The organism is Nonomuraea sp. NPDC049649 (assembly GCF_040675175.1).
GTDB lineage: Bacteria > Actinomycetota > Actinomycetes > Streptosporangiales > Streptosporangiaceae > Nonomuraea.
On the sequence record NZ_JBFAOH010000027.1, the window covers coordinates 41762 to 66716 of the forward strand.

Here is a 24955-nt window from a genome sequence, read left to right on the forward strand (position 1 = left end):
GGCTCCGACAGACGTCTTGGCCTTCGCCGATCTCCCCGTAGGTTCTCTGGATTTCGGTGAAGAGCGGGTCGAAGTCTGCGGGCATGGCTGTTCTGCGTTCTAGACGGCCAGGTGGGTGCCTGGGCGAGGACGGAGGCGCTTTCGCGTACTTGGTCCGGGTTACCTCGCGGGTAATCGACGTGCTTTCGGAGGGCGGAATAGTTTCGCGGCGTGAGTGAAGAGACCAGTCTGACCGTCGAGGGCGGGCTGATCACCCGCTTCCACGTCTACGAGGACAGTCTCACGGTGGCGCGGGCGCTCAGCGCCTGATGCCGTCAGGTCACCAGGCCGTTGCGGTAGGCGTAGACGACCGCCTGGACGCGGTCGCGCAGGTCGAGTTTGGTGAGGATGCGCGACACGTACGTCTTGACCGTCTCCTGGCTGAGCACCAGCGTGGCGGCGATCTCGCTGTTCGACAGGCCGTCGGCGATGAGGCGGAGCACTTCCAGTTCGCGCGGGGTGAGCGGGGGGTCGTGCGGTCTGTCGCCGGTGGGGCGGATGCGGGCCGCGTATCTGCCGACGAGTTGCCGCGTCACCTCGGGGGCCAGCAGGGCGGCGCCGGTGGCGACGGTGCGGATGCCGTGCAGGAGTTGCGGCGGCGGGGCGTCCTTGAGCAGGAATCCGCTGGCCCCGGCCCGCAGCGCCTCGTACACGTACTCGTCGAGGTTGAACGTCGTCACCACGAGCACCTTGACGGGGTCGGCCACTCCGGCGCCGGCGAGTTCGCGGGTGGCTTCGATGCCGTCGAGCACCGGCATCCGCACGTCCATGACCACCACGTCCGGTTTGAGCCGCCGGGCGAGGTCGACGGCGGTGCGGCCGTCGCCGCACTCGCCGACCACTTCGAGGTCGGGCTGGGCGTCGATGATGGTGGTGAATCCGGTACGGATGAGCGCCTGGTCGTCGCAGACCAGGACGCGGATGGGAGCGGTCACGACGGGTTCCCCGCGGGGATGCTCGCCCGTACGACGAAGGCGTCCTCCCGGTGGTCGGCGGCGAACTCGCCGCCCAGGGCGTGGACCCGGTCGCGCAGACCGGCGAGGCCCCGCCCGCTGCCGCCGGGAGAGCCGGCCGGTGAGCCGGGACCGTCGGTGCTGACCTCCACGGTGATCTCCTTCTGGCCATGGCGCACGAGGACCACGGTTCGGGCGCCGTGGGCGTATTTGAGGGCGTTCGTCAGGGACTCCTGGACGACCCTATAGGCGACGAACTCGGCGCTGCCGGTCGTTTCGGCCGGTTCGCCCTCCTGGATGAACTCCACGGGCTGGCCCGCCTGGCGGGTCTGCTCCACGAGCGTGTGCAGGTCGCCGGTGGACGGGGACCTGACGTCCCGGTCGTGGTCGGGGTTGAGCAGGTCGAGCAGGTGCCGCAGGTCGGCGATGGCGCGCCGGCCGGTGTCGGTGACGGCGCTCAGGGTGGCGTCGAGGCGTTCGGGGGCGGCGGTCAGGTAGCGGGCCGCCTCGGCCTGGACGACCATCGCGGTGACGTGGTGGGTGACGACGTCGTGGAGCTCGCGGGCGATCCGGGTGCGTTCGGCGGCGCGGGTGGCCTCGGCGACGTGGCGGCGGCGTTCGGCCTCGGCGGCCCGGGTGGAGCGTAACCAGGTGCCGATGCCCCAGGCGAGGACCAGCGTCAGGTAGAACACCGCGAACCCTTCCAGCCCCTCGGTCGAGCCGAGCCGGTCGAGCGCGACCGCCAGCGGCACGTACGCGGCGGAGAGGAGGATCGCGACGGCGCGCCGGTGGTGTTCCAGGTGGGCGCCCACGCTGATGAGCGCGATGGGCAGCGCGGTCCCCGAGAAGGCGTGGTAGGCGAGGAACTGGTCGACGGCGAACCCGAGCGACACCAGAACGACGCAGACGATCGGATAGCGGCGGCGCACGATGAGCGGGAAGCTCTCCAGGGCGACCACCGCGATGGCCAGCGCGTCGAAGGGCCGGACCGGCAGGTCGCCGACCTGCGTCCCCTTGCCGTGCATCGCCGGCAGGAGCGACACGGCGGCCAGCAGCAGCGCGAACGGGAGGTCCCGGACCGTGACGTCGCACCGCCGCCACCGGTCCAGGACCCTGCGGAGGTCGATCACCGGGGCAGCGTAGCGGCGGCTTCGGTCCGGTCGCCACGCCGCATCGGGACCACGTTGCCGCGCCGGCGGGCCAGCCACATGAACGCGACGGTCAGCAGCAGGCCGAACACGACCGCGTACAGGCTTCCCTCCGGCCCGAACGCGCCCCCGGTGAGCAGGGTGGGGCCGGACGTCGCGGCGTCCAGCAGCCCCTGGGCGCTGTTCTGGCCGGAGACCTCGGTGCTGAAGATGCCGACGGCGGCGAAGTTCCACCCGAAGTGCAGGCCGATCGGGAGCCAGAGGGTGCGGGTGGCGGCGTAGGCGGCGGCGAGCATCCCGCCGGCCTCGACGGCGATGGCGAGCACGCCCCACAGGTTCGCGTTCGGGTTGCCCAGGTGCATCAGGCCGAAGACCAGGCCCGTCAGCGTCAGCGCGATCCAGGTGCCGGTCCGCTCCTCGACGATCCTGAACAGGATGCCGCGGAAGATCACCTCCTCCGTCACCGCGGCGGCGGCCATCAGGCCGAACAGCCCGGTCGCGCCCCCGAGCGAGCCCAGGCCCTCGATCCGGTAGCCGCCCAGCATGGCGATGTTCAGGATGACGGCCGCGAACATCGCGACCCCGATCAGCACACCCCGGGCGGTGGCCGGGATCGCCCCGGTCGTGCCCACCTCGATCGGCTCCCGGCGCTCGGACCACCGCACCGTCCAGCCGTACACGAGGACCGAGAGTGCGGCGGTCGCGAGGCCGAAGAGCAGGGTGAGGAGCGCGTTCCCTTCTACGGCGAAGACGGCCAGGCTGCCGAGGTAGGCGACGGCGGCGGCGGGCACGAGTTGCTTCAACAGTCGCATGACGACTCCTTGGAGAGGGTGCGGGGATCACTGGAAACGCTAGAGATCCGGCCCCGGGGAATCGTCACCATGTGGCGGACATTCGCCTGTAGCTCGCACGGGGGACATGTCCCGAAAAAACATGACAGAGGGTGTCGGCTTTAGGGCCGACCATGACAGCCGTCGCCCTGACGGAAAGGACTTCCATGCGTGAGACACCAGAAGAGCTGAAAGAGCTCCAGGCCCTCCTCGACGCCTCGCTCGCCCGCTCCACCTCGCACCTGCGCTCGATCATCAGCGCCGAACGCACCCTCACCGCCGACCAGCTCACCGGGGTTCTCACCGGTATGTGCACGCTCGCCCTGTCCACCGTGACGGCGAAGGGCGAGCCCCGCATCAGCGCCGTCGACGGGCACTTCCTGCACGGCAAGTGGCACTTCGGCACCGCCCGCGGCGCCGCCAAGGCCCGCCACCTCGCCGCCCGGCCCGCCGCGAGCGCCGCCCACCTGCGCGGCGAGGAGCTGGGCGTCTTCACCCACGGCACCGTCGAGATCCTCAACCCCGAGGACGGCCCGCCGGCCGCGGACTGGCCGGACCTGCTCGCGTACTTGAAGGACTTCTACGGCGGGGACGCCTTCGACTGGGAGAAGGAGGTGGTCTACTACCGCCTCCACCCGCACTGGATGACCGTCTACGCCGCCGCTGAGTGACCGTACGAAAAAATCTTGGGGTGGGGTGTAGTGGAGTGTGCTTCCCGCTCGTCATCGGGATGAACGGAAACGACATGACAGGAGCAGTGCGGTGAAGTACCTCATGCTGGTGTGCACCGACCCCGGCCACACGCCCGGCCAGGACGACGCCGTCCCCGATGTGGACGACTGGGTCAAGGAGATGGACGGCCGGGGGATCCGGCTGATGGGCAACCGGGTCCGCCCGGTGGGCGACGCCACCACCGTCCGGGTCCGCAACCGTGAGGTGCTGCTTACCGACGGCCCGTACGCGGAGACCAAGGACCAGATCGCCGGCTTCGACATCCTGGAGTGCGCCGACCTGGACGAGGCCATCGAGGTCGCGTCCAAGCATCCGATGGCGTGGGAAGGGAAGATCGAACTGCGCCCGTTCTGGCCCGACGGCGAGGACTAGCCCCAGGTGAACGAGCTGATCGCCGGGATCTACGCCGACGGGTGGAGCCGGATCGTGGCCACCATGATCCGGTTCACCGGCGGCGACTGGGACCTGGCCGAGGAGTGCGCGCAGGACGCGTTCGCCCAGGCGCTCCGGAAATGGCCGGAGTCCGGAGTGCCCGACCAGCCCCTGGCCTGGCTGACCACCACGGCCCGGAACCGCGCGATCGACCGGCTGCGGCGCGCGTCCAGCGAGGCGGCGAAGCTACGGGAGGTGGCAGTGATGGAACCGCCGCCGTACCGGAGCGACGGCGAGATCCCGGACGAGCGCCTGGAGCTCATGTTCACCTGCTGCCATCCGTCGCTGAACCTCGACGCCCAGGTGGCGCTGACCCTGCGGAGCCTGGCCGGGATGAGCACCGCCGAGATCGCCCGCGCGTTCCTGGTGCCGGAGCGGACGATGGGCCAGCGCATCTTCCGCGCCAAGCGCAAGGTCCGGCACGCCGCCATCCCCTTCCGGGTGCCGCCCGCGCACCTGCTGCCGGACCGGCTTCCCGCCGTGCTGCACGTGCTCTACCTGCTGTTCAACGAGGGGTACGGGGATACGCGCAAGGCCCGGCTGTGCCGGGAGGCCATCCGGCTGGCGCGGCTGGTGGCGGAGCTGATGCCCGACGAGCCCGAGGCGCAGGGGGTGCTCGCGCTGATGCTGCTGCACGAGGCCCGCCGCCCGACGCGGGTCGACGCGGCCGGAGACCTGGTCACGCTGGACGAGCAGGACCGGACGCTCTGGGACCGGGCGCTGATCGCGGAGGGCGCCGCGCTCTGCGAGCGGGCGCTGCGCCGGGGCCGTGCCGGGCCGTTCCAGCTCCAGGCGGCCATCGCGGCCTGCCACGCGGACGCGCCGCTCGCCGCCGAGACGGACTGGCCGCAGATCGCCGGGCTGTACGGGGAACTCGCCCGGATCGCGCCGAGCCCGATCGTGGAGCTGAACCGGGCCGTGGCGGTCGGCATGGTCAGCGGGCCCGGGGCAGCGCTCCGGCTGGTCGACGCGGTCGCGGCGTCGGGGCGGCTGGACGACTACTACCTGCTGCACGCCACCCGCGCCGACCTGCTGCGGCGCGCGGGCCGCGGGCAGGAGGCGGCCGGCCACTACCGGTCGGCGCTGGACCTGGCGCCGACCGAGGCGGAGCGCCGCTTCCTGCGTCGGCGCTTGGAGCACCTGTGACGCCGGTTCCTGCGTCGGCGGTCAGAGCTGCTGTAGCCGCCGCATCGCGTCCTCTTCGATGCGTGCGAGGTCGCGGAGGACCGTGCCCGCCTGCTCCAGGTGCGCGGGGTCGCGGCTCTCTCCCGCCTTCTCGATGAGCGTGGACACCTCGGTCCACAGTACGGCCGCTTCCTCGTACAACCGCTGACCCGCGCGGAGGGCGGGGTCGTCGACCAGGAGGGCGCACTCGGCGAGGAAGTCCCGGTAGAGGGCGCGGAAGAGGGCGCCGCCGGTGCCGCCCCGTTCCATGAGCATGGCGACCTGCGCCAGGTCGGCGGTCCGGTCCAGCCAGCCGGGGACCAGGCGGGCGGCCTTGGCGATGCCGCGGTGGCCCAGGTTCGCGATGGGGGCGGCGAGGAAGGTCTCGGCGCAGTCCCTGATGGCGGGGCGGAGCTGGTCCTGCCATGGGAGCGGGTTCGCGGGCAGGGTGAGGGTGAAGGACCGGTGCCTGGCGGTCATCGGGCCGCGTTCGGCGCGCGCCCTGGCCAGGCTGTCCAGGGTGGTGCGGACCGCGCCGCCCTGCTGGGCGGTGTCCACCAGGTAGGCGTGCTGCTCGTCGTAGCCGTACATGGCGACCACGTGGCCGCCGAAGTGGACCTTGGAGCCGAAGTAGTCCAGGTGGTAGCTGTCGAGCTGGAGCCCGACCGGCCTGCCCGCGTCGATCGGGGTGGCGACGTTCTCCCATGCCTTCCGCGGTGAGGTGGTCTCCTTCACCGTCAGCGTCAGCCCCAGCCGGGCGGCCAGGTTCCTGGTGAGCTCGAAAGGCTTGACCCGGCCCCCGAGGAACGGGAACGGCATGCTCTTGCTGTCCCAGTAGACGAAGGACAGGCCCCCGCCCAGGCCGAACAGCATCGGCTCCGACAGATCCAGCCCCTCATGCCGCAGCAGCACCCCGAGCGCGGTCGTCTCACAGTGGTGCATGCCGCGGGCCTCGATGCCCCGCACGATCGTCATGGTGACATCATCGGCCTTCCCAGAGTCCAGCGCGCGGCCGGTTCGGGGCGGTGGACGCCGCGCGGGCGGTAGCCGAGCGCGTCGGCGACGCCCGCCAGGTCGGCCAGCAGCCACACGATCGCCAGCCACATCTCCGTCCCCTGCAGCCCTGGGGTGGTGGCGGCCAGGCCGGTCGTGGCAGGGTGCGGGGCCTGGAAGCCGAAGCCCTGGCCGTCGGTCCAGTGGCCGAGCGCGTCGGACAGCAGGCTCCCGGCCAGTGCGGTCACCTCTTCGGCGCGGTAGCCGGCGTGGCGGGTCAGCCAGAGGGGGTGCGCGATGTCGAGGATGTTGCAGGCGTTCTGGCGCTCGGGCCGGACGTATCGGGGGTCGCGGGCGTGCCTCAGCACGGTGTCGATCACGCGTTCCGGGTACGGGAGCGGTACCCCGAACTGGGCGAAGGTGCCGCGGGACGCCCGGTAGAAGCCGTTGACCATGTGGAGGAGGCCGTCCTTCGCGGCGCCCCACATGCCGGTGTCCGGGTCGGCCCGGGTGACCAGCCATCCGAACAGGGCCTCTGCGGGTCCCCGCTCGCCGAGCCCGCTGTTCCACAGGAAGGCGGTGCCGAGGATGTCGGCCCAGTGCCCCGCGTGCCAGGCGTCCTCCGCCCAGGGCAGGCCCTCCAGGAAGGCGACCGGGTCCGCGGGCACCCCGATCGGCCGGGGGAAGCGGCTGCCGAGCAGGTCGAGCGCGTATCCGACGCAGAGCACGTGGTACCCGACGTCGGGATCGGGCCGCAGGCCGTCCGCGAGCGATTCCGCCGGCCCGGGGTGGGGCCGCAGCGACCCGGGATCAAGCCGGCGCGGGCTCTCGAACGGCTGCCCCGCCAAGCCGCGATCGGGCGGTCGCTGGGTGCCGTCCGGGAGCAGGGTTCCCACGAGGCCCGTCGCCGGGTCCTGCCAGGAGCGCAGGCGGTCGGCCTGGTCGGCGGCGGGGAGTTGGCCGGGGGCGCGTCCGAGCAGCAGGTCGGCGATCTCGATCGCGTCGCACTGAGCGCGGACGGTGAGCGGCGCGCCCGGCTTGTCCACGAACGCCCCGCCCAGGAGGCCGGGGTCGAAGCAGCGGGCCAGGATCTCCTCCGCCTGGCCGCGCGCCCGCTCCGCGAACCCGGCCGCCGCCGTGCCGAGGTCGCCGGCGGGTTTCGCGCCCGGGACGCGCCAGCGCAGCACCTTCGCCGGGTTGCCGCCGACGATCGCGCCCGCCGGGACGTCCTTGGTGACGACCGCGCCGGCGCCGATCACCGCGCGGTCGCCGACGGTCACCCCGTCCAGGACGACCACGTGGGAGCCGATCCAGACGTCGTTCCCGATCACGATCCCCCGGCTGGTGAGCGGCTGCCGGAAGACCTCGACGTCGGGGTCGGCCATCGTGTGGTTGAAGCCCAGCAGCGAGGTGTGCGCGCCGATCCGTACGGCGTCTCCGAGCCGCACGTCTCCTCGTACGACGGTGTAGGGGTTCATCGTGCAGTCGCGACCCGTACGGACGGAACCGCTCAGATAGGCGCCCGCGGCGATGTAGCTGCGCGGCCCGAGCCGCAGCTCCTCGTTCTGCACGGCGGCGAGCTCGGAAACGAAGCACTCCTCCCCGAACGCGTAGCCCTGACACCGTGCGAGATCCCGCTGGAGCGTGAGCTGCCGGTCCCGGTCCTCCTGGGTGGCTTCGGCCCAGAAGAGCCAGGGTGAGTAGTCGAAGCGGTGACGGGCGAAGGGTGCGTCCATGCCATCCTCAGGGAAAGCGCTTACCGTCGCACGCTAAAGGATGCCCCTCCGCCCCGCAAGGGAAACGGCTCCCCCTCCCCCGGCGATGGTCCGATGAGTTCCCGTACGGACACCGGTCGAACCTGGTGCAAGCACCGCGAGAAAGAGGACACCATGATCCACGTCAACCTGTTCACGACACTCGACCTGGTCGCCCAGGCGCCGGGCGGCCCCGAGGAGGACCCCGAGGGCTTCCCGTTCGGCGGATGGCAGGCACCCCTGATCGACGAGGCGGTCGGCCGCCAGGTCACCGCCGCGATGGAGGGCACGGACGCCCTGCTGCTCGGCCGCAGGACCTACGACATCTTCGCCGCGCACTGGCCGCACCAGGACAACGAGATCGCCGCGGTGTTCAACAGCGTCCCGAAGTACGTCGCCTCACGCGGCAACCCGGACCTGACCTGGGCGGGCTCCACCCAGCTGGGCCCCGACCTCGCCGCCGCCGTCCGCGACCTGCGCGACAAGCACGACCACATCCGCGTGTACGGCAGCCTGAACCTGCTGCGGACCCTGCTGCGCGAACGCCTCCTCGACCAGCTCAACCTGTGGGTCTATCCGATCGTGCTCGGCGTCGGCAAGAAGGTCTTCGACGGCGGCGAGACGCCCGCCAACCTGGAACTCCTCGAACCGCCCACCGCCTCACCCAAGGGCGCCGTCCTCCTCCGGTACGGCCTGCGTCCCGGCACCCCGGCCACCGGCGACATGGCCGCCCAAGAGGCGTAGGCGCCCTTGTCGGCGAGAGTCGACCAAGCCGACGTACGGTCCGAAAACCAGGAGAGATGTCAGGCAAATACCGGACATATAAGTAAATCGCAGGCAGGAAACTCAGGGAGACGTCGCAGCGCGGTCCGCCGCGCGGTCCGCCGCGCTGCGGAGGACGCAGAACTCGTTTCCTTCAGGGTCGGCGAGGATGACCCACCCCGAGCCGTCGGGGTTCCGGTGGTCGGCGACCAGGGCGGCGCCCAGGCCGAGCAGCCGCGCCACCTCCTCCTCGCGCGACGTCTCCGGACGCAGGCACAGGTGGACCCGGTTCTTGACCGTCTTCGGCTCCGGCACCTGGTTGAAGTACAGCACCGGGCCGTCCGGCAGCATCACCTGCGTCTCACGGTCGCCCGGCCCGTCCTCCGCGCCGAGGGGACAGCCGGTCACCTCGCTCCAGAAGCTCGCCAGCCCATAGGCATCCGCACAGTCGATCGCCAGGTTCTGCACCACTGAGACCATGAGCAGCAGCCTGTCCGAACGCCGGCTGCCGGCGCCACCGGTTTCCGGCGATCTTGCCCGCATACGGGCGAAGGGGGCGTTACGCCCCCTTCGCGGCAAGGTCAGAAGTCGTCGGGGGTGCGGATCCGGTCGCGGATCCAGACGCCGGCCTCCTTGAGTCTGCTCGTCCCGGCGAACGAGCCGTTCGGGCAGGTCCCGGTGGTGAAGACCGCGCCGCTGCGGAAGTCGTCGGAGAAGTTCCAGTTCACCCAGCTGATCTTCTTCTGCGCCATCAGGTCGAGGTACTGCTGGGAGCGGGCGAAGTCGTTGGCCCCGTCGCCGGAGGCGGTCTGGGTGCCGAACTCGGTGACGAAGATCGGCAGCCGGTCGGCGGCCCGGGAGAGCGTGTTCAGGTACTCGGTGCCGTGCGAGGCCGCGTAGAAGTGGAACACGTACATGATGTTGCCCGCGTTGACCGGGTTGTTGACGATCTCGGTCTCGTTGCCGCCGCCGGAGACGCCGAGCGACGACCAGGCGCGGGTGCCGACCAGGATCGGGGCATCGGGGTCGTGCTGCCGGATCACCGGGATGAGCTGGTGCGCGTAGTCACGGATGACCGGCCAGGTGACGGCGTCGCCGTTGGGCTCGTTCGCGATCTCGTACAGCACGTTCTTCTTGCCGTTGTGCCGCTGGGCGATCTCGGTGAAGAAGGTCTTGGCCCGGCCGAGGTTGTACATCGGGTCGCCCGGGGTGAGCATGTGCCAGTCGACGATCGCGTACATGCCGCGGGCGGTGGCCATCTCGATCAGGGAGTGCACCCGGTCGGTGAAGAGGCGGGGGTTGGTCTCGTACCCGCCTTCCTGGATGTACATCGAGATCCGCAGCACGTCGGCCTTCCAGTCGTACGCGAGCGCGTCGAGCGAGGCCGGGTTGAGGCACTGGTCGTACCACTGGATGCCGTGGCTGCTCATGCCGCGGAGCTGGATCGGCTTGCCGTGCTCGTTGCAGAGCTTGGTGCCGCAGACCTGGAGCTGGCCGTTGGCCTGCACGGGCGTGCCGGCGCCCCCGCTTCCGGTGGGCGTCCCGTAGACCTCCAGCTCCCACAGGGAGTAGCCCCACTGGGTGCCGCGCTGCGAGCCGTGCACCCGCACGTACCGGCCGGTCCCGCTGACCGTCAGGTCGTCGATCCCGCCGTCGCCGGAGGTGGTGGAGTAGACGTCCTGCCAGGTGGACCCGTCGGCCGAGGTCTGCACCCGGTACGCCCGGGCGTAGGCGACCTCCCAGTTCAGCCGTACGCGGGAGATGGTGTGCGCGGAGCCGAGGTCCACCCGGATCCACTGCGGGTCGATCCCTTCGGCGCTGGCCCACCGCGTCGACGCGTTGCCGTCCACCGCCTTCTCCGGCTCCAGTCCGGGGGCCTCGACGGAGGAGGCCGTCACGGTCTTGCCCCGGGACACCAGCGGGTCGGCCGCCGCCGCGCTCGCCCCGGCCGGGACCACGACCAGCGGTAACGCCAGCGCGGCCACGACTGCGGCGATCCTCGCAACTGCGCTTCGCCTCACGCGCCACTCCCTTCTATTAGGAAACTTTCTTAACTTCCGGCGCAGCTTAGGTTGACACCAGATTCCACACAAGGCCCAAATCTCCGGAAAACCCCTCGAAATCAGAGGAATGACTAAGCGCATAGTCAGTTCTAGAATGGGCGCAGTCGAAGAGGGTGAGGGCGCGGATGGCCAGACGGCAGGCCCGATTCACCGCACAGGACCTGGCGGACGATCCCCGGCTGCGGGACCACTCCCCCGAGCTGTGGCGCGACGACCTGGGGGAGGTCCAGCGCCGCCTGCTGTCGTCGGCCGTGCGGTGCTTCGCCGCGAACGGTTTCCACGCCACGACCACGCGCGACATCGCCGAGTGCGTCGGGCTCAGCCCCGCCGCGCTCTACGTGCACTTCCCGTCCAAGGAGCTGGTCCTGTACGAGATCGTCCGGGCCGGGCACGAGCGGGTGCTCGACTATGTGCGGGACCCGGCCATCCTGGCCCTGGAGAGCTCGGCGGACCGGCTGCGCGCGATCGTGTCGGCGTACACGGTCTGGCACGCCCGCCACCACGTCACCGCCCGGGTCTGCCAGATGGAGCTGAACGGCCTGACCGCCGAGCACTACGGCGAGATCGTGGAGCTGCGCCATCAGACCAACGGGTTCTTCCGGGGCGCGGTGGCGCGCGGCGTCGCGGACGGGTCGTTCGAGAGGATCGACGTCAGGCGGGTGACGCGGGCGATGCTGTCGCTGAGCATCGACCTGGTCCGCTGGTACCGGCTCGACGGCTCGGACTCGCCGGAGGAGCTCGGCGCGTTCTACGCCGACCTCGCGCTGAAGCTGGTCGGGCGCGGATCCACTGTTGACAAGCGGCGGTCATCAGTCTGACTATGCGCTTAGTAAGCCCTGCCGCACTGGAGGCTCGATGCGCTCTCTGATGCAGGACCCGACCCCTTTACACCCCCTGCCCGTCCGTCGTGCGCATGCGTGACCGCACCGTGCCCCCGCCCCGCACGCCGGGGGAGATGATGGTCCGCACCCGTACCGGAACCCCCGCCGTCTTCCTGGATCTGCTGGCCCGCGAGGCCGCCCCCGCCGAGTTCGAGGAGCCGGTGCTGGCGGCCCGCGCGGCGGGCGCGGCCCCCGAGACGCTGGCGGAGCTGGAGGCGGCCAGGCTGACGGCGCTCCGGGTGCGCGGGGGCATGCAGCGGCAGGCCCGCCGCGAGGCCGAGCTGACCGCGCTGTTCGACCTGGCCGGCGACCTGGCCGCGCTGCACGATCTCGACCCGGTCCTGGAGGCGGTGGTGCGCCGCGCCCGGCGGCTGCTGGACGCCGACGTGGCGTATGTGACGCTCAACGACGACGAACGCGGCGAGACCCGGATGCGGATGACCGACGGCTCGGTGTCGGCGGCGTTCCGGCGGCTGCGCATCCCGTTCGGCGACGGCCTCGGCGGGCTGGTGGCCCAGACGGCGATGCCCTACAGCAGCGACCGCTACCTGTCGGACCCGCAGTTCCGGCACCGCGCCCACATCGACGAGGCGGTGGCGGAGGAGGCGCTGGTGGCGATGCTGGGCGTGCCGATGCGGCTGGGCAGCCGGGTGGTCGGCGTGCTGTACGCGGCCAACCGCGGTGAGCGGCCGTTCACCCCGGAGCAGTCGGTGCTGCTGGGCACGCTGGCGGCGCACGCGGCCCTGGCCGTGGAGAACGCGCGGCTGCTGGCGGACACCCGCGCCGCGCTGGAGGAGCTGGACACGGTCAACGGGCGGATCCGGGCGCGTAGCGCGGCGATCGAGCGGGCCGCCCAGGCGCACGACCGGATGGCGGCCCTGGTCGTCGGGGGCGGCGGCCCTGCGGACGTGGCCGCGGTGGTGACCGAGGTGCTGGGCGGCGCGCTGCACGTGCTCGACGCGGACGGCCGCCGGCTGGCGGCCTCCGGCGGCCCGGTGCCGCTCGCCGAGGACGAGATCTCCGCCGTGCTGGCCGTCGCCGGCGTGCGGAGCGGCACCGTACGCCACGGCGACCTGTGGATCGCCCCGATCGCCACCCCCGGCGAGCTGCTCGGCACGCTGGTGCTGCGCACCCGGGAGGAGCTGGGCGACGCCGACCGGCGCATCCTGGAACGGGCCGCGCTGGTCACCGCGATGCTGATGCTGCTGCGCTGCAGCGCGGCCGAGGCCGAGGCCCGGGTCCGGGGCGAGCTGCTGGACGACCTGCTCGACGGCCGGGCGGACGCGTCCGGGGCGCTGGAGGCGCGGATCCGCCGGGTGGGCCTGGACACCGGCGCCCCGCACGTGGTGCTCTCCGCGCGCTGCGCCTCGTCCCGGCATCACGGCCGTGCCGCGTTCTGGGCTGCCTCGTACGCGGCGACGGCGCACGGGCTGGCCGCGGCGCGCGGCGAGGAGATCGTCCTGCTGCTGCCGGGCAGCGGGCCGGGCGACACGGCGCGCCGGGTCGCCAAGGAGCTGGGCGCGGCGCTGGCGACCCCCGTGACGGTGGGCGCGGCCGGGCCGGTGCGCGAGCTCGCCGAGGTGCCCGCCGCGCACCGCGAGGCCCGGCGCTGCGCCGACACGCTGCTGGCGCTCGACCGGCTGGACGACGGCGCCGACGCCCGCGAGCTGGGGCTGGTCGGCCTGCTGATCGGCGCGCACCGCGACGCCCGCGCCTTCCTGGAGACCACGCTCGGCCCGGTCCTCGACTACGACGCCCGCCGCGGCACGTCGCTGGTCAGGACGCTGGAGACGTACTTCGACACCCGGTGCGCCCTGTCGAGGACGGCCGAACGCCTGCACGTCCACATCAATACCGTCCACCAGCGGCTGCACCGTCTGGGCCGGCTGCTGGGCGAGGACTGGCAGGAGCCCGAGCGGGCTCTGGAGATCCAGCTGGCTCTCCGCCTGCACCGCCTCCGCGGCCCTCACGGGTGAGCAGGTGGCGGGCCGTGCCCCAGATGCCCCGCCGGAACAGCAGCACGATCACGATGAAGATCGAGCCCGTGACGATCCCGATCCCCTCGAACCCGGCGGTGGCCAGGAAGTCCTGGAGCTGGACGACCAGGGCGGCCCCGATGATCCCGCCCCAGAGTGTGCCGATGCCGCCGAGGATGACCATCATCACGACCTGGCCGGAGGTGGTCCAGTAGAGCCCGTCGAGGGCGGCGAAGCCGTGCCCGACGGCGAAGACGCCCCCGGCCGTCCCGGACAGCGCGGCCGACAGGACGAAGGCGAGCAGCCGGTAGCGCTCGACGGGATAGCCGAGGGCCCGCGCCCGCGCCGGGTTGTCCCGGATGGACACCAGCACCCGCCCGAACGGCGAACGGACGATCCGCCAGGCGGCGAAGAGCCCGATCAGCACGAACGGCAGCCCCGCGTAGTAGAAGAAGAACGGGTCGGACAGGTCGAGGCCGAACAGCTCGCGCGGGATGCCCTGCAGCCCGTTCTCCCCGCCGGTGACGCTCCGCCACTGGTTGGCCGCGAAGAAGAGCATCTGGGCGAAGGCCAGGGTGACCATCGCGAAGTAGATGCCCGTCAGCCGCACCGACAGGTAGCCGATCGGCAGCGCGAGCAGCGCCGCGAACGCCGCGCCGCCGAGGATCGCGACCGGGAACGGCAGCCCGCCGTGGAGCGCGATCACACCGGTGCAGTACGCCGACCCGCCCCAGAAGGCGGCGTGCCCGAACGACAGCAGGCCGGTGAAGCCCAGCAGCAGGTCCAGCGCCGCGGCGAACAGCGCCCAGCAGGCGATGTCCATCGCCACCGGCGGGTAGATCAGCCACGGCAGCACGAGGGCGGCGAAGATCCCGATCACCAGGAGCGCGATCCCGCCCCGGCCCGAGCGGGCCAGCCTGGACAAGATCACCGGAACGCCTCCTCACGTCCGAACAGCCCGGCCGGGCGCCACAGCAGCACGGCGGCCATCAGGATGAACACCAGCGTCTGGGAGAGCGCGGGCACGTACAGGTTGCCCAGCGCCGACACCAGCCCGACGGCGAACCCGGCGGTGACCGAGCCGAACACCGAGCCCAGCCCGCCGATCACCACCACCGCGAAGACGGTGATGATCAGGTCGGCCCCCATCAGCGGGTTGACCGCCCGCATCGGCGCGGCCAGCACCCCGGCGAACGCGGCCAGCGCGATCCCGAACCCGAACACCGGCGTCACCCAGCGGCCGACGTCGATGCCCAGCGCCCGGGTCAGCTCGGGCCGCTCGGTCGCGGCCCGGACGATCATGCCGATCCTGGTACGGGTGAGCACCAGCCACACGGCCCCGCACACCAGGGCCGACACCGCCAGCACGAACACCTGGTAGGCCGGGTAGGTGAACAGCCCGAGGTCAGCGGTGCCGGACAGCTCCGGCGGCCGGGGGTAGGGCTGGGAGTTCACCCCGTACTCCCGCTTCATCAGGTCTTGCAGGATCAGCGCCAGCCCGAACGTGAACAGGAAGTTGTAGAGCGGGTCGAGCGGCGTCAGCCGCCGCACGAACAGCCGCTCCACGACGGCCCCGGCCACCCCGAGCAGCACCGGGACCAGCGCCAGCGACACCCAGAAGTTCAGCCCGAACGAGTCGAGCGCGATGAACGCGCCGAAGGCGCCGAGCATGTAGAACGCGCCGTGCGCGAGGTTGACCACGCCCAGCATGCCGAAGATGACCGACAGGCCGAGGGCGAGCAGGGCGTAGAAGGCCCCGCCCACCAGTCCGTTGAACGCCTGCTGGAGCACGCTACAGCTCGCACGCCGGGTCGGGCTGCGCCGGGAACGCCTCCGCGGCCGGGATGGTCTTGACGACCTTCTCGTAGTCCCACTCCTCGGCGACCTCGCTGGACGGCTTCACCTGCGCCAGGTAGGCGTCGTGCACGAGCAGGTGGTCCTGGGCGCGGATGGTGCCGTTGCGGACGAACATGTCCTCGATCTGCCGGCCCTCCAGCTGCTTGACCACCTCGTCGGCGTTGTCGGTGCCGGCCCGCTGCACGGCCTCCAGGTACTGCAGGGCGGCCGAGTAGTTGGCGGCCATGTTGGAGGTGGGGCGCTTTCCGAGCTTGGTCCGCATCCGGTCGGCCCAGGCCCTCGTCTGGTCGTCGAAGCTCCAGACCCACATGGTGGTGTAGCGGGTCCCGGCCAGGGCATCGGGCCCGAGCGAGTGGATGTCGCTGAGCGCCAGCAGCCCGAGCGCCAGGTCGACGCCCTTGTCGCGCAGCTTGTACTCGTTGTACTGCTTCACCAGGTTGATCAGGTCTCCGCCGGCGTGCATGGTGCCGAGCACCTTCGGCTTGGGGTCGAGGCCGGGCGCCTTGAGCAGGAAGGTGGAGAAGTTGTCGTTGGGGAACGGCGTCGGGTCGGAGGCGACGACGGTGCCGCCTGACGCCTCGATGGCCGCGCTGAACGTCTCCGTCATGTCCTGGCCGAAGGCGTAGTCCGGGTAGACGATGTACCAGCTGTCGGCGCCGTCCTTGGTCACCTCGCTGCCGGTGCCGTGGGCCAGCATGTAGCTGTTGTAGCCGTAGTGGAAGGTGTACTTGTTGCAGGATTCGCCGGTCAGCTCGGTGGTGGCGGCGCCGACGTCGATGAAGACCTTCTTCTTGGTCTCGGCGACGGTGGCGACGGCGAGCGCGGCGGACGAGGTGGGCACGTCCAGGATCACGTCGGCGTGCTGCCGGTCGTAGAGCTCCTGGGCCTTGGAGTTGGCGATCTCGGGTTTGTTCTGGTGGTCGGCGGCCACCACGTCGATCTTTTCGGCCACGGCCTGGTCGCCGTACTTGGCCCGGTAGTCCTCCACGGCTAATTTGACGGCCTCGACCGTGCCGCGGCCGGAGGTGTCGGCGTAGATGCCCGACTGGTCGTTCAGCACGGCCAGCACGATCCCGCCGTCGCTGATCTTCCCGCCGCCACCGCCGGGGCCGCCGCCGCACCCGGCCAGCAGCAGTGCCGCGGCGGCCAGGCCGCCGCTCCAGCCTGTGATTCTCATGTCGGCTTCTCCTCTGCGCCCGCGGGCCGTTCAGATTCCGAGGTAGTCGAGTAGTTGGTGCTCGCGCTCGCGTACCTGGTCCCGGTCGAGCGATTCGACGATCCGCCCCTCGGCGAGCAGGTAGTGGCGGTCGGCGACGGCGGCGGCGAAGTGCACGTTCTGCTCCACCAGCAGGACGGTGGTGCCGGCGGCGCGCACCTCGCGGAGGATCTCGCCGATCCGCTGGACGAAGATCGGGGACAGGCCCTCGGTCGGTTCGTCGCAGAGCAGCAGCCGGGCGCCCGTCCGCAGCACCCGGGCGAGCACGAGCATCTGCTGTTCGCCGCCGGACAACGTGGTGCCGGGGGCCCGGCGCCGCTCCCGCAGGTGCGGGAACGTCTCGTACACCCGCTCCAGCGACCACGGCGCCGGGCCGCCCGCGGCCTTGGTCACCGGCGCGAGGGTCAGGTTCTCCTCGACGGACAGGGTGGCGTAGATGCCGCGGTCGTCGGGGACGTAGCCGACGCCGCGGCGGGCGCGCGCGTGCGGGGGCAGCGCGGTGACATCCTTGCCGAGCAGGGAGATCGTGCCGGTGGTCCGGCCGTACCCGCCGTGCAGGCCCATCAGGCAGCGCAGCAGCGTCGTCTTGCCCGCGCCGTTCCGGCCGACCAGCGTGACGATCTCGCCCTCGTCGACGCGCATCGACACCTCGCGCAGCGCCCGCGCCTCGCCGTACCAGGCGGACAGCCCGTCAACGCGCAGCATCGGCGTCCCCGAGGTAGGCGGTGATGACGCGGGGATCGTGGCGGATCTCCGCGTACGGGCCTTCCACCAGCACCTTGCCGTGCTGCAGTACGGTCACGCGGTCGGCGAGGCTGGCGACCACGTTCATGTTGTGCTCGACCATGACCACGGTGCGGCCCGCCCGGATGGTGTGGATGAGCTCGATGGTGCGGTCCACGTCCTCGACGCCCATCCCGGCCGTCGGCTCGTCCAGCAGCAGCACCTTGGGGTCCAGCGCGAGCGCGAGGGCCAGCTCCAGCGCGCGTTTCCGCCCGTACGAGAGAGAGCCCGCCGGAACGTCACCGTGGGCTTCGAGCCCGACCCGGGCGAGCAGAGCGGCGGCGGGGGCGGCGAAGCGGGCCAGCGCGCGGTCGGAGCGCCAGAACCGCCAGCCCAGCCCGGTGGGGCCGGCCAGCGCCAGCTCCACGTGCTGGCGCGGGGTCAGCTCGGCGAACAGGCTGGTGATCTGGAACGAGCGGGCCACGCCCAGCCGGGTGATCGTCTCGGGGCTGCGCCCGGCCAGCTCCCGGCGGCCCTGGAGCAGCACGCTGCCGGCGGTCGGCTTCAGGAAGCCGGTGAGCAGGTTGAACAGGGTGGTCTTGCCGGCGCCGTTGGGCCCGACCAGGGCGTGCACGCTGCCCTCGGCCACGTCCAGGTCGACGCCGTCCACGGCCCGGAAGCCGCGGAACTCCCTGATCAGGCCGCGCGCGGCCAGGACGGGGACGGACAGGGCCGGGGCTCCTCCCATGCGCCCTCCTCACGTGTCGTCACCGTGAACGTTAGGTAGCCGCCGGGACAGCCCACCAGGTGACGTGATCACACATTCCTGGCTCACCCGTACGGAACAGCACACACGGACGCGTGAGACGAGCACCGCCCCCGCACCCCCGGCCCGGGCGGCGCGGCCCGCCGGGCCGGAAGCGATGGACGAAGTCACCACCGGACGGCGGCGAACAGTGGAGATCGCGTACGTCGCCGTACCCGCCGGCGGCGGCACAGCATGGCGTCCACCACGGCCTGACCGATGGGAGTCCCCCATGCCCCTGTCTCTCCGCAGACCCGCAGCCCTGCTGGCGCCGCTCCTCGCGGTCTCCCTGCTGCCGCCGGCGCCGCCCGCCCAGGCGGACCGCTGCCGCCAGACCCCCGTACCGGGAGCGCAGCACCAGATCACCGCCTGCCTGGACGACCTCACCACGGCCGGCACGGTCGCCTCCGGCCACACCGACGCCGCCGACTGGACGGGCCTGCACTCGGCCGCCACCCGCAACCCCAGCGGCGTGCCCGGCACCCAGATCGACGGCTACTTCCCGGACACCTCCGCCACCAATCCCACCCACGGCTGGAACCACGACGCCCAGTTCGTCATCCGCCTCCCCAAGCGCTGGAACGGCGGCCTGGTCGTCGCGGGCGCCCCGGGCAACCGCTTCCAGTACGCCAACGACTTCACGATCTCCGACTGGGTGCTGGCCAAGGGGTACGCCTACGCCTCGACCGACAAGGGCAACGGCGGCCTGGAGTTCTACAAGGACGGCAGGCGGCCCGGCGACGCCATCGTCGAGTGGTACCACCGGATGACCCAGATCACCGTCGCCGCCAAGGCGACCGTCGCCCGCCACTACGGCCGGAAGCCCCGCAAGACGTACGCGGCGGGCATCTCCAACGGCGGCCAGCTCGTCCGCTGGGCGCTGGAGAACCACCCCGAGCTGTACGACGGCGGCGTGGACGCGGAGGGCACCTTCTGGCCGCCCGACGACAAGCCGAACGCCCTCGTCTACCTGCCGGTCGGGCTGCGCGAGTACCCCAAGTACGCCGCCACCGGCGACCCCGAGGCGCACGCCGCCATGATCCGCGCGGGCTTCGCCCCCGGCTCCGAGTTCCTGTGGGACTTCAACTACCGCATCCTGTGGGACGGCACCCAGCGCCGATACCGCGAGGCGATCGACCCCGGCTTCGACGGCGACCTCGACGCCGGCATCCCGTTCTGCCAGAGCGGCACCCCGAACTGCGACGCCGACTACGACTACTACGCCCGCCCGCGGAGCGTGCACCGGACCGTGAAGCGCGCCTCGCACTCCGGCCGCATCGGCAAGCCGCTCATCACCGTCCAGGGCACCCTGGACACCCTGCTGCCCATCAAGATCCACGGCGACGCGTACGCCGCCCAGGTGCGCTCGCAGGGCAGAGGCCGGCTGCACCGCTACTACCGCATCGAGGGCGCCTCCCACCTCGACATCGAGTACGACGCCTTCCCCGACCGGATGCGGCCCCTGCTCCCCTGCATGCGGACGGCGTTCGAGGCCCTGGAAAACTGGACGGACGGCCGCCGCGAGCCCCCGCCGCCCAGCGCCACCGTCCCCCGCCGGACCTCCGGCGACGTGGCCAACACCTGCGCCCTCAGATCAGCTTCTCGGTCGTAAACGACCGAGCTTGCAGCTCCTCCCCGTCGATGGCTTCGACGGTCCGGCCCGCGTCAGGCAGCGTGACCCGCTGGCGCTTGCGAAGCCGTACCCGTTCGTGGATGCCCTGGAGATCCTCCAGAGCGATCCCGCGCCCGGTGCGTTCTGCCTCGGTCACGATGCTGTTGGCGCGCGCTTCCTTGCGGCGGCGGCGTTTCAGCAGCCGCCTGGCCGATCTGCTCTGCCTGCCTGCCGGTCGGCACGGTCCGCAGGTGCACGCCAACCGCGACGCCAGGTCCGCGAGGCCGGTCTCGTCCGACGGGTCGGTCCCGCACTCGCCCGAACCGCCGGCGTCGCCGTGCTTCCCGGACGTGACGTGCCCCGAGCCGAGCTGCTTACCGTCGCATTCCACCACGAAGTCGGCGTCCACCAGGCGCTCCGTCATCTGGTGAACGACGTACCGTCCCGCGGCGCCGAAAGAGCTCTCACCGATGCGCCCCGTGGACGGGAGCCACTTCTCGTCCTTCGCCAGCGTCTTCGCCTCGGAGACCGCGGTGAGCACGTCACGGTCGTCGATGTTGAACCAGGTGAACGCGCACGATTCCTGGGCGGCCGCGGAACACCCCGCGAGGACGGAGATGATCTTACGTATGAAGAACGTCGCGGAGAATCCCGGCGCTCGCCTCGACGTGTGCTAGGTTGGGGTCAGTTGCAGTTGTGGTACCCATGAAAACTTGTGTGCACCTGACGGTACGAATCCTCAGGTGCATTTTTTGTTTACCGGTCTTCTCCGGGTGTGGGCCTATATCGGCGACGCGAAATCCGCACGGTGCGGATTTCGGTTTTGCACCTAGCAAGAGGAGATCACCATGGCTTCCGGCACCGTGAAGTGGTTCAACGCGGAAAAGGGATTCGGCTTCATCGAGCAGGACGGCGGCGGCGCCGACGTCTTCGCCCACTACTCGAACATCGTCTCCACCGGCGGCTACCGCGAGCTGCACGAGGGCCAGAAGGTGGCCTTCGACATCACCCAGGGCCAGAAGGGTCCGCAGGCCGAGAACATCGTTCCCGCCTGACACCGATACACCGCGCGGCTGGGGTCCTCAGCGATGGGGGCCCCGGCGCGCCGCTTTTCCGACGCATGCGGCCAGGCTGATCCACGCCGGCCCGTCCGTCTTTTCTCCGGCTCGTGCCCGCTGTTCCTCGTGCCGTTCATCCGCGCCCGGAATCACGCCGACACGTGCCGCATTCAAGAAAGGTTCTCCTTGAACCGTAGTACCCGTACGTACGACCGCCGCGCTTCCGCCCGCACGGGCGGCTCAGCCCACGGCCACCGCTTCGGTTCGCCGGGCCGGGGCCGTTCAGGCGGTCGCGGACGACGTCCCGCGCTGCAGGGTGAGTTCGCCCTGCCGGTCACCGTCACCCCGGCGCTGCCCCCGGCCGCGACGTTCGCCGAGCTGGACCTGCCGCCCGCGCTGATGAAGACGCTCACCAGGCTGGGCATGAAGGAGCCGTTCCCGATCCAGGCGGCCACGCTGCCGAACTCCCTGGCCGGCCGGGACGTCCTCGGACGCGGACGCACCGGGTCGGGCAAGACACTCGCTTTCGGCCTGGCCCTGCTCACCCGCACCGCCGGTCAGCGAGCCGGTTCGCGGCAGCCGCTGGCCCTCATCCTTGTGCCCACCCGGGAGCTGGCCCAGCAGGTCACCGATGCGCTGACCCCGTACGCCCGATCACTGCGGCTGCGGCTGGCCACCGTCGTCGGCGGCATGTCGATCGGCCGCCAGGCCAGCGCGCTGCGCGCCGGCGCCGAGGTCGTCGTCGCGACCCCGGGACGGCTGAGGGACCTCATCGAGCGCGGCGACTGCCGCTTGGACCAGGTCGGCATCACCGTGCTGGACGAGGCCGACCAGATGGCCGACATGGGCTTCATGCCGCAGATCACCTACCTGCTCGACCAGGTGCGGCCCGGAGGCCAGCGGATGCTGTTCTCCGCCACTCTGGACCGCAACGTCGACCAGCTGGTGCGCCGTTATCTGAACGACCCGGTGGTCCACTCGGTCGACCCCTCGGCCGGCGCGGTCGCCACGATGGAGCACCACGTGCTGCACATCCAGGGCACCGACAAGCAGGCCACCACGCTGCAGATCGCCGCCCGCGACGGCCGGGTGATCATGTTCCTGGACACCAAGCACGCCGTGGACAAGCTCACCCGGAACCTGCTGAACAACGGCGTGCGCGCCGCCGCGCTGCACGGGGGCAAGTCCCAGCCTCAGCGCACCCGCACTCTCGCCCAGTTCAAGACCGGCCACGTCACGGTGCTGGTGGCGACCAACGTCGCGGCCCGCGGCATCCACGTCGACAACCTCGACCTCGTCGTCAACGTGGACCCGCCCAGCGACCACAAGGACTACCTGCACCGCGGCGGCCGCACGGCCCGTGCCGGCGAGTCCGGCAGCGTCGTCACCCTCGTCCTGCCCAACCAGCGGCGCGACATGAACCGCCTGATGGCCGACGCCGGGATCGTCCCGCAGACCAGCGAGGTCCGTTCGGGCGGGGCCGAGCTCAGCCGCATCACGGGCGCCCAGGCTCCGTCGGGGATCCCGGTGACCATCACCGCCCCGGCACCGAACCGCCCGGCCCGGAACCGCCGGCGCTTCCGGTAAATCAGGAAACCTGGGTGCGCTCCTGCTCCTCCAGGGCGGCGGAGCGGCGGCGGGTGTCGACGGCCGGGGCCAGGAAGATGGCGGAGACGACGAAGACGAGCACGACCAGCATGGCGCTGCGCAGGCCCCAGTGCTCGCCGAGGAAGCCCAGGGCGGGCGGTCCGACGAGGAAGGCGATGTAGCCGAGCGTGGCGACCAGGCTGACGCGGGCGGTCTCGTCGGGCCCGGTCTCGCCCGCGGCCGACAGCGCCACCGGGAAGCCCAGGGACGCGCCGAGCCCCCAGAAGAGCACCGCCGCGCCCGCCAGCACCGCGTTGTCCGAGAAGATCACGGCGAGCAGGCCGATCGTCCCCGAGACGGCGCAGGCGCGCATCACGGCGGTACGGCCGAACCGGTCGAGGAAGTAGGCCCCGCCGAAACGGCCGACGGTCATGGCGGCGGCGAAACCGGTGTAGACGAGGGACCCGGAGGTGGCGTCCAGCCCGTGCCCGTCGACCATGAGGAGCGGCAGCCAGTCGCTGGCCGCCCCTTCGGCCAGGGCCATCGCCAGCACGATCGCGCCGATCAGGACGAGCTGCGTGTCCTTCCAGAGCTTCGGCCGGGCCTGACCGGACCCGGTCTCGCGGGGCGCCTGCAGCCCGGTGCCCGCGGGAATGGCGCGGATCGCGTACAGCAACATGGCGGTGACGATCACCGTAATCACGGCCAGATGCCAGTGGGCGGGAACCGGGACGGCGGTGGCGGCCATGCCGACGAGAGCGCCGAGCACGGTGCCCAGGCTGAAACAGCCGTGCAGGATCGGCATGGTCGTCTTGCCGGTGGCGCGCTCGACGTCGGCGGCGTCCACGTTGATCGCCACCTCGCCCCCGCCCATGCCCACCCCGAACATGAACAGCCCCGCCATGACCAGCGGCGCGGACGCCAGGAGACTTCCGGCGCTCACCACCCCCACGCTCGTGACGATCAGGGAGAACCCGACCCCCATCACGGGCCTCGTCCCAAAGCGCGAGACGAGCCGCCCGGAGCACAGAATCCCGATCATGGACCCGAGCGACAGCCCGAACAGGATCACGCCCATCTCGGCGGTGGACGCTTCCAGCCGGTCGCGGATGTCAGGCGTGCGGGCCACCCACGACGCCAGCGAGACGCCCGGGATGAGGAAGAACAGGAAAAGCGCTCTCCGTCGCCGGCGCATGGCGAGATCCAATGAGTCTCCGTGAAGGTAACGAGGTCCAGCAGGCCACGCGTCGGTACAGACGTGCAGATTATGGCCAGAAGGAGAAAAACCCCCTATATGACCTAAAACATCATACGGCGCAGGCCGCGCAGGAGCACCGCGCTGACCACGCCGCACGAAGCTAGGATCTTGCGTCGTGACGCCGACCCTGCTCCGCCGCACCGGGCCGGACCGGCCTGCTGTTATGCGCCCTCCTGACGGCCGCGACCTTCACGCTGAGCTGGGTGGAGGTGCTGGGCGGCCCCCATTACGTCGGCTTCGACATAGGCGACATCGCCCACCAGGTCTCCGACGCGGACAGCGAACTGACCCTCCTGTTCCTGGAGATCGCACCGCTGCCGGCGTACGTCGCCGTGCTCCTGAGCCCCACGGTCGGGGTGGCGGCGGCCTGTCTGCTGGCGCTCGATCGGCGCGGGCCCTACCACGGGCTGGTGGCGGCGCTGCTGTTCGGCTCCGCGGTGTTCCAGTTCGCGAACGTGACCCTGATGCAGAGCCGGGCGACCGCCGCGATCACGGTGACCCCGGTGCCGTGGGGAACCGCGGCGGGATACCTGCTGGCGGGCCTGTGCGTCGTTGTGGCCGCGATCGGATACTCCCGCTCGCACGTCCACGGAGGCTGATCACGCGCCAGGGGCCCGGTACGCGACCTCCATCCGTACGGCTTCGTCCACCTGCTCCGGCGTCAGCAGGACGATCGTCTTCATCTGTACGGCCCCGGACGCGGCGATCGTCAGCCCCAGAGCGGCCGAGGCCTCGTTGCTCGGCAGATCGACGATCACATAGGTGTCCGTCTCGCCGAACGCGAAGTACATCTGCTCGACCCGGCCGCCGATGCTCTCCACCACCCGGTCCACCGCCTGCCGCCGCCCGGTGCCGCCGTCTTTCAACACTCCTTTGAGTCCGTCCGCCGTGTAGGTGGCCTGGATCAGGTACTTGGGCATGGCCGAGTCCTCTCCTCGTGCGTGGTCACACGGTCGATGTTCTCGACGCAGGGTGTCGGTAATCTCACCCGATGTACTGGTTTTCGCCTTTCGGCCAGCCGGAACCAGGAAGATTCATAGCCGGATGCGCTTCGCGGTGCCGGTCGCCCGGTCCTGGGTACGGACACGATGGGGAGCCAGGTTTTCGGCGGG

The 24955-nt window shown here is 71.2% G+C and carries 23 protein-coding genes and 2 pseudogenes; 10 read left to right on the forward strand and 15 right to left on the reverse strand.

What is annotated here, in order from left to right; genetic code table 11:
• Window positions 1–314: 314 nt before the first annotated feature.
• From AB0J42_RS27405 to AB0J42_RS27415, 3 genes are read right to left on the reverse strand one after another with little or no spacing between them, the layout of a single operon-like run.
• A complete protein-coding gene (locus AB0J42_RS27405) occupies window positions 315–974 on the reverse strand; it encodes a response regulator transcription factor (RefSeq protein WP_364299282.1) in 660 nt (219 codons plus the stop codon).
• Window positions 971–2122: a histidine kinase gene (locus tag AB0J42_RS27410; RefSeq protein WP_364299284.1), complete on the reverse strand. Its 1152-nt coding sequence runs from the start codon at window positions 2120–2122 to the stop codon at window positions 971–973. Before AB0J42_RS27410 ends, AB0J42_RS27405 begins: the two co-directional genes overlap by 4 nt.
• On the reverse strand, window positions 2119–2952 hold the full coding sequence (locus AB0J42_RS27415) for a type II CAAX endopeptidase family protein (protein WP_364299286.1): 834 nt from the start codon (window positions 2950–2952) through the stop codon (window positions 2119–2121). The genes AB0J42_RS27410 and AB0J42_RS27415 overlap by 4 nt, the downstream gene beginning before the upstream one ends.
• A 185-nt stretch (window positions 2953–3137) precedes the next feature.
• Here AB0J42_RS27415 and AB0J42_RS27420 point away from each other — a divergent pair, with 185 nt between their 5' ends.
• The 3 genes from AB0J42_RS27420 (at window position 3138) to AB0J42_RS27430 (ending at window position 5280) form a co-directional block, all read left to right on the forward strand.
• Window positions 3138–3641, forward strand: a complete 504-nt coding sequence (locus AB0J42_RS27420) for a pyridoxamine 5'-phosphate oxidase family protein (protein WP_364299288.1) — start codon at window positions 3138–3140, stop codon at window positions 3639–3641.
• A 91-nt stretch (window positions 3642–3732) separates the two neighbouring features.
• On the forward strand, window positions 3733–4074 hold the full coding sequence (locus AB0J42_RS27425; protein ID WP_364299290.1) for a YciI family protein: 342 nt from the start codon (window positions 3733–3735) through the stop codon (window positions 4072–4074).
• A 6-nt stretch (window positions 4075–4080) separates the two neighbouring features.
• Entirely contained in the window at window positions 4081–5280 is a 1200-nt protein-coding gene (locus tag AB0J42_RS27430; protein WP_364299292.1) for an RNA polymerase sigma factor, read from the forward strand.
• Between the two features lie 21 nt (window positions 5281–5301).
• Here AB0J42_RS27430 and AB0J42_RS27435 read toward each other — a convergent pair whose 3' ends face one another.
• Window positions 5302–6273 carry a BtrH N-terminal domain-containing protein gene (locus tag AB0J42_RS27435; protein ID WP_364299293.1) on the reverse strand — a complete coding sequence of 324 codons (972 nt, stop codon included), beginning with the start codon at window positions 6271–6273 and terminating at the stop codon, window positions 5302–5304.
• Entirely contained in the window at window positions 6270–8027 is a 1758-nt protein-coding gene (locus tag AB0J42_RS27440) for an acyltransferase (RefSeq protein ID WP_364299295.1), read from the reverse strand. Before AB0J42_RS27440 ends, AB0J42_RS27435 begins: the two co-directional genes overlap by 4 nt.
• A gap of 153 nt (window positions 8028–8180) precedes the next feature.
• Here AB0J42_RS27440 and AB0J42_RS27445 point away from each other — a divergent pair, with 153 nt between their 5' ends.
• Entirely contained in the window at window positions 8181–8789 is a 609-nt protein-coding gene (locus AB0J42_RS27445; RefSeq protein ID WP_364299297.1) for a dihydrofolate reductase family protein, read from the forward strand.
• A 102-nt stretch (window positions 8790–8891) separates the two neighbouring features.
• Here AB0J42_RS27445 and AB0J42_RS27450 read toward each other — a convergent pair whose 3' ends face one another.
• On the reverse strand, window positions 8892–9287 hold the full coding sequence (locus AB0J42_RS27450) for a VOC family protein (RefSeq protein WP_364299299.1): 396 nt from the start codon (window positions 9285–9287) through the stop codon (window positions 8892–8894).
• A gap of 101 nt (window positions 9288–9388) precedes the next feature.
• Entirely contained in the window at window positions 9389–10828 is a 1440-nt protein-coding gene (locus tag AB0J42_RS27455; RefSeq protein WP_364299301.1) for a cellulase family glycosylhydrolase, read from the reverse strand.
• A gap of 167 nt (window positions 10829–10995) precedes the next feature.
• Here AB0J42_RS27455 and AB0J42_RS27460 point away from each other — a divergent pair, with 167 nt between their 5' ends.
• Both AB0J42_RS27460 and AB0J42_RS27465 read left to right on the forward strand, forming a co-directional pair.
• The gene (locus AB0J42_RS27460) at window positions 10996–11688 is read left to right on the forward strand and encodes a TetR/AcrR family transcriptional regulator (protein WP_364299303.1); all 693 of its coding nucleotides are present in this window, start codon (window positions 10996–10998) and stop codon (window positions 11686–11688) included.
• A gap of 95 nt (window positions 11689–11783) precedes the next feature.
• Entirely contained in the window at window positions 11784–13727 is a 1944-nt protein-coding gene (locus AB0J42_RS27465) for a helix-turn-helix domain-containing protein (RefSeq protein ID WP_364299305.1), read from the forward strand.
• Between the two features lie 58 nt (window positions 13728–13785).
• On the opposite strand, the pseudogene AB0J42_RS27470 reads toward AB0J42_RS27465, so the two are convergent.
• The 5 genes and pseudogenes from AB0J42_RS27470 to AB0J42_RS27490 form a co-directional block, all read right to left on the reverse strand.
• Window positions 13786–14550: pseudogene (locus tag AB0J42_RS27470) on the reverse strand (branched-chain amino acid ABC transporter permease); the annotation flags it as partial.
• Window positions 14551–14654: 104 nt separating this feature from the next.
• Window positions 14655–15518, reverse strand: coding sequence for a branched-chain amino acid ABC transporter permease (locus tag AB0J42_RS27475; RefSeq protein ID WP_364299307.1), 864 nt, complete (start codon window positions 15516–15518; stop codon window positions 14655–14657).
• Window position 15519: 1 nt separating this feature from the next.
• Window positions 15520–16761 (reverse strand): ABC transporter substrate-binding protein, encoded by a 1242-nt coding sequence (locus AB0J42_RS27480; RefSeq protein ID WP_364299309.1) that lies wholly within the window; start codon window positions 16759–16761, stop codon window positions 15520–15522.
• Window positions 16762–16791: 30 nt separating this feature from the next.
• Window positions 16792–17505, reverse strand: coding sequence for an ABC transporter ATP-binding protein (locus AB0J42_RS27485; RefSeq protein WP_364299311.1), 714 nt, complete (start codon window positions 17503–17505; stop codon window positions 16792–16794).
• Window positions 17492–18271 (reverse strand): ABC transporter ATP-binding protein, encoded by a 780-nt coding sequence (locus AB0J42_RS27490; RefSeq protein WP_364299313.1) that lies wholly within the window; start codon window positions 18269–18271, stop codon window positions 17492–17494. Before AB0J42_RS27490 ends, AB0J42_RS27485 begins: the two co-directional genes overlap by 14 nt.
• Before the next feature lie 289 nt (window positions 18272–18560).
• On the opposite strand from AB0J42_RS27490, the gene AB0J42_RS27495 reads away from it, so the two are divergent.
• Window positions 18561–19940, forward strand: coding sequence for a tannase/feruloyl esterase family alpha/beta hydrolase (locus tag AB0J42_RS27495; protein ID WP_364299315.1), 1380 nt, complete (start codon window positions 18561–18563; stop codon window positions 19938–19940).
• A 58-nt stretch (window positions 19941–19998) separates the two neighbouring features.
• Here the strand turns inward: AB0J42_RS27495 and AB0J42_RS27500 are convergent.
• A pseudogene (locus tag AB0J42_RS27500) lies at window positions 19999–20160 on the reverse strand (RNA-guided endonuclease TnpB family protein); the annotation flags it as partial.
• 628 nt (window positions 20161–20788) lie between these two features.
• On the opposite strand from AB0J42_RS27500, the gene AB0J42_RS27505 reads away from it, so the two are divergent.
• Window positions 20789–20995: a cold-shock protein gene (locus AB0J42_RS27505; RefSeq protein WP_364299317.1), complete on the forward strand. Its 207-nt coding sequence runs from the start codon at window positions 20789–20791 to the stop codon at window positions 20993–20995.
• 189 nt (window positions 20996–21184) lie between these two features.
• The gene (locus AB0J42_RS27510; protein ID WP_364299319.1) at window positions 21185–22585 is read left to right on the forward strand and encodes a DEAD/DEAH box helicase; all 1401 of its coding nucleotides are present in this window, start codon (window positions 21185–21187) and stop codon (window positions 22583–22585) included.
• A gap of 1 nt (window position 22586) precedes the next feature.
• On the opposite strand, the gene AB0J42_RS27515 is transcribed toward AB0J42_RS27510, so the two are convergent.
• Complete coding sequence (locus AB0J42_RS27515) at window positions 22587–23780, reverse strand: MFS transporter (protein ID WP_364299321.1); 1194 nt, start codon at window positions 23778–23780, stop codon at window positions 22587–22589.
• 266 nt (window positions 23781–24046) lie between these two features.
• Between AB0J42_RS27515 and AB0J42_RS27520 the strand changes: the two genes are divergently transcribed.
• On the forward strand, window positions 24047–24442 hold the full coding sequence (locus AB0J42_RS27520) for a hypothetical protein (RefSeq protein WP_364299323.1): 396 nt from the start codon (window positions 24047–24049) through the stop codon (window positions 24440–24442).
• Here AB0J42_RS27520 and AB0J42_RS27525 read toward each other — a convergent pair whose 3' ends face one another.
• The gene (locus AB0J42_RS27525) at window positions 24443–24763 is read right to left on the reverse strand and encodes a GYD domain-containing protein (RefSeq protein WP_364299325.1); all 321 of its coding nucleotides are present in this window, start codon (window positions 24761–24763) and stop codon (window positions 24443–24445) included.
• Window positions 24764–24955 lie beyond the last annotated feature (192 nt).

What these genes read in the sequence shown, in the direction of transcription:
- AB0J42_RS27415 (WP_364299286.1), bottom strand. Translation starts at nt 2,952, where the DNA reads ATGCGACTGTTGAAGCAACTCGTGCCCGCCGCCGCCGTCGCCTACCTC.
- AB0J42_RS27420 (WP_364299288.1), top strand. Translation starts at nt 3,138, where the DNA reads ATGCGTGAGACACCAGAAGAGCTGAAAGAGCTCCAGGCCCTCCTCGAC.
- AB0J42_RS27435 (WP_364299293.1), bottom strand. Translation starts at nt 6,273, where the DNA reads ATGACGATCGTGCGGGGCATCGAGGCCCGCGGCATGCACCACTGTGAG.
- AB0J42_RS27440 (WP_364299295.1), bottom strand. Translation starts at nt 8,027, where the DNA reads ATGGACGCACCCTTCGCCCGTCACCGCTTCGACTACTCACCCTGGCTC.
- AB0J42_RS27445 (WP_364299297.1), top strand. Translation starts at nt 8,181, where the DNA reads ATGATCCACGTCAACCTGTTCACGACACTCGACCTGGTCGCCCAGGCG.
- AB0J42_RS27450 (WP_364299299.1), bottom strand. Translation starts at nt 9,287, where the DNA reads ATGGTCTCAGTGGTGCAGAACCTGGCGATCGACTGTGCGGATGCCTAT.
- AB0J42_RS27460 (WP_364299303.1), top strand. Translation starts at nt 10,996, where the DNA reads ATGGCCAGACGGCAGGCCCGATTCACCGCACAGGACCTGGCGGACGAT.
- AB0J42_RS27465 (WP_364299305.1), top strand. Translation starts at nt 11,784, where the DNA reads ATGCGTGACCGCACCGTGCCCCCGCCCCGCACGCCGGGGGAGATGATG.
- AB0J42_RS27480 (WP_364299309.1), bottom strand. Translation starts at nt 16,761, where the DNA reads ATGAGAATCACAGGCTGGAGCGGCGGCCTGGCCGCCGCGGCACTGCTG.
- AB0J42_RS27485 (WP_364299311.1), bottom strand. Translation starts at nt 17,505, where the DNA reads ATGCTGCGCGTTGACGGGCTGTCCGCCTGGTACGGCGAGGCGCGGGCG.
- AB0J42_RS27490 (WP_364299313.1), bottom strand. Translation starts at nt 18,271, where the DNA reads ATGGGAGGAGCCCCGGCCCTGTCCGTCCCCGTCCTGGCCGCGCGCGGC.
- AB0J42_RS27495 (WP_364299315.1), top strand. Translation starts at nt 18,561, where the DNA reads ATGCCCCTGTCTCTCCGCAGACCCGCAGCCCTGCTGGCGCCGCTCCTC.
- AB0J42_RS27505 (WP_364299317.1), top strand. Translation starts at nt 20,789, where the DNA reads ATGGCTTCCGGCACCGTGAAGTGGTTCAACGCGGAAAAGGGATTCGGC.
- AB0J42_RS27515 (WP_364299321.1), bottom strand. Translation starts at nt 23,780, where the DNA reads ATGCGCCGGCGACGGAGAGCGCTTTTCCTGTTCTTCCTCATCCCGGGC.
- AB0J42_RS27525 (WP_364299325.1), bottom strand. Translation starts at nt 24,763, where the DNA reads ATGCCCAAGTACCTGATCCAGGCCACCTACACGGCGGACGGACTCAAA.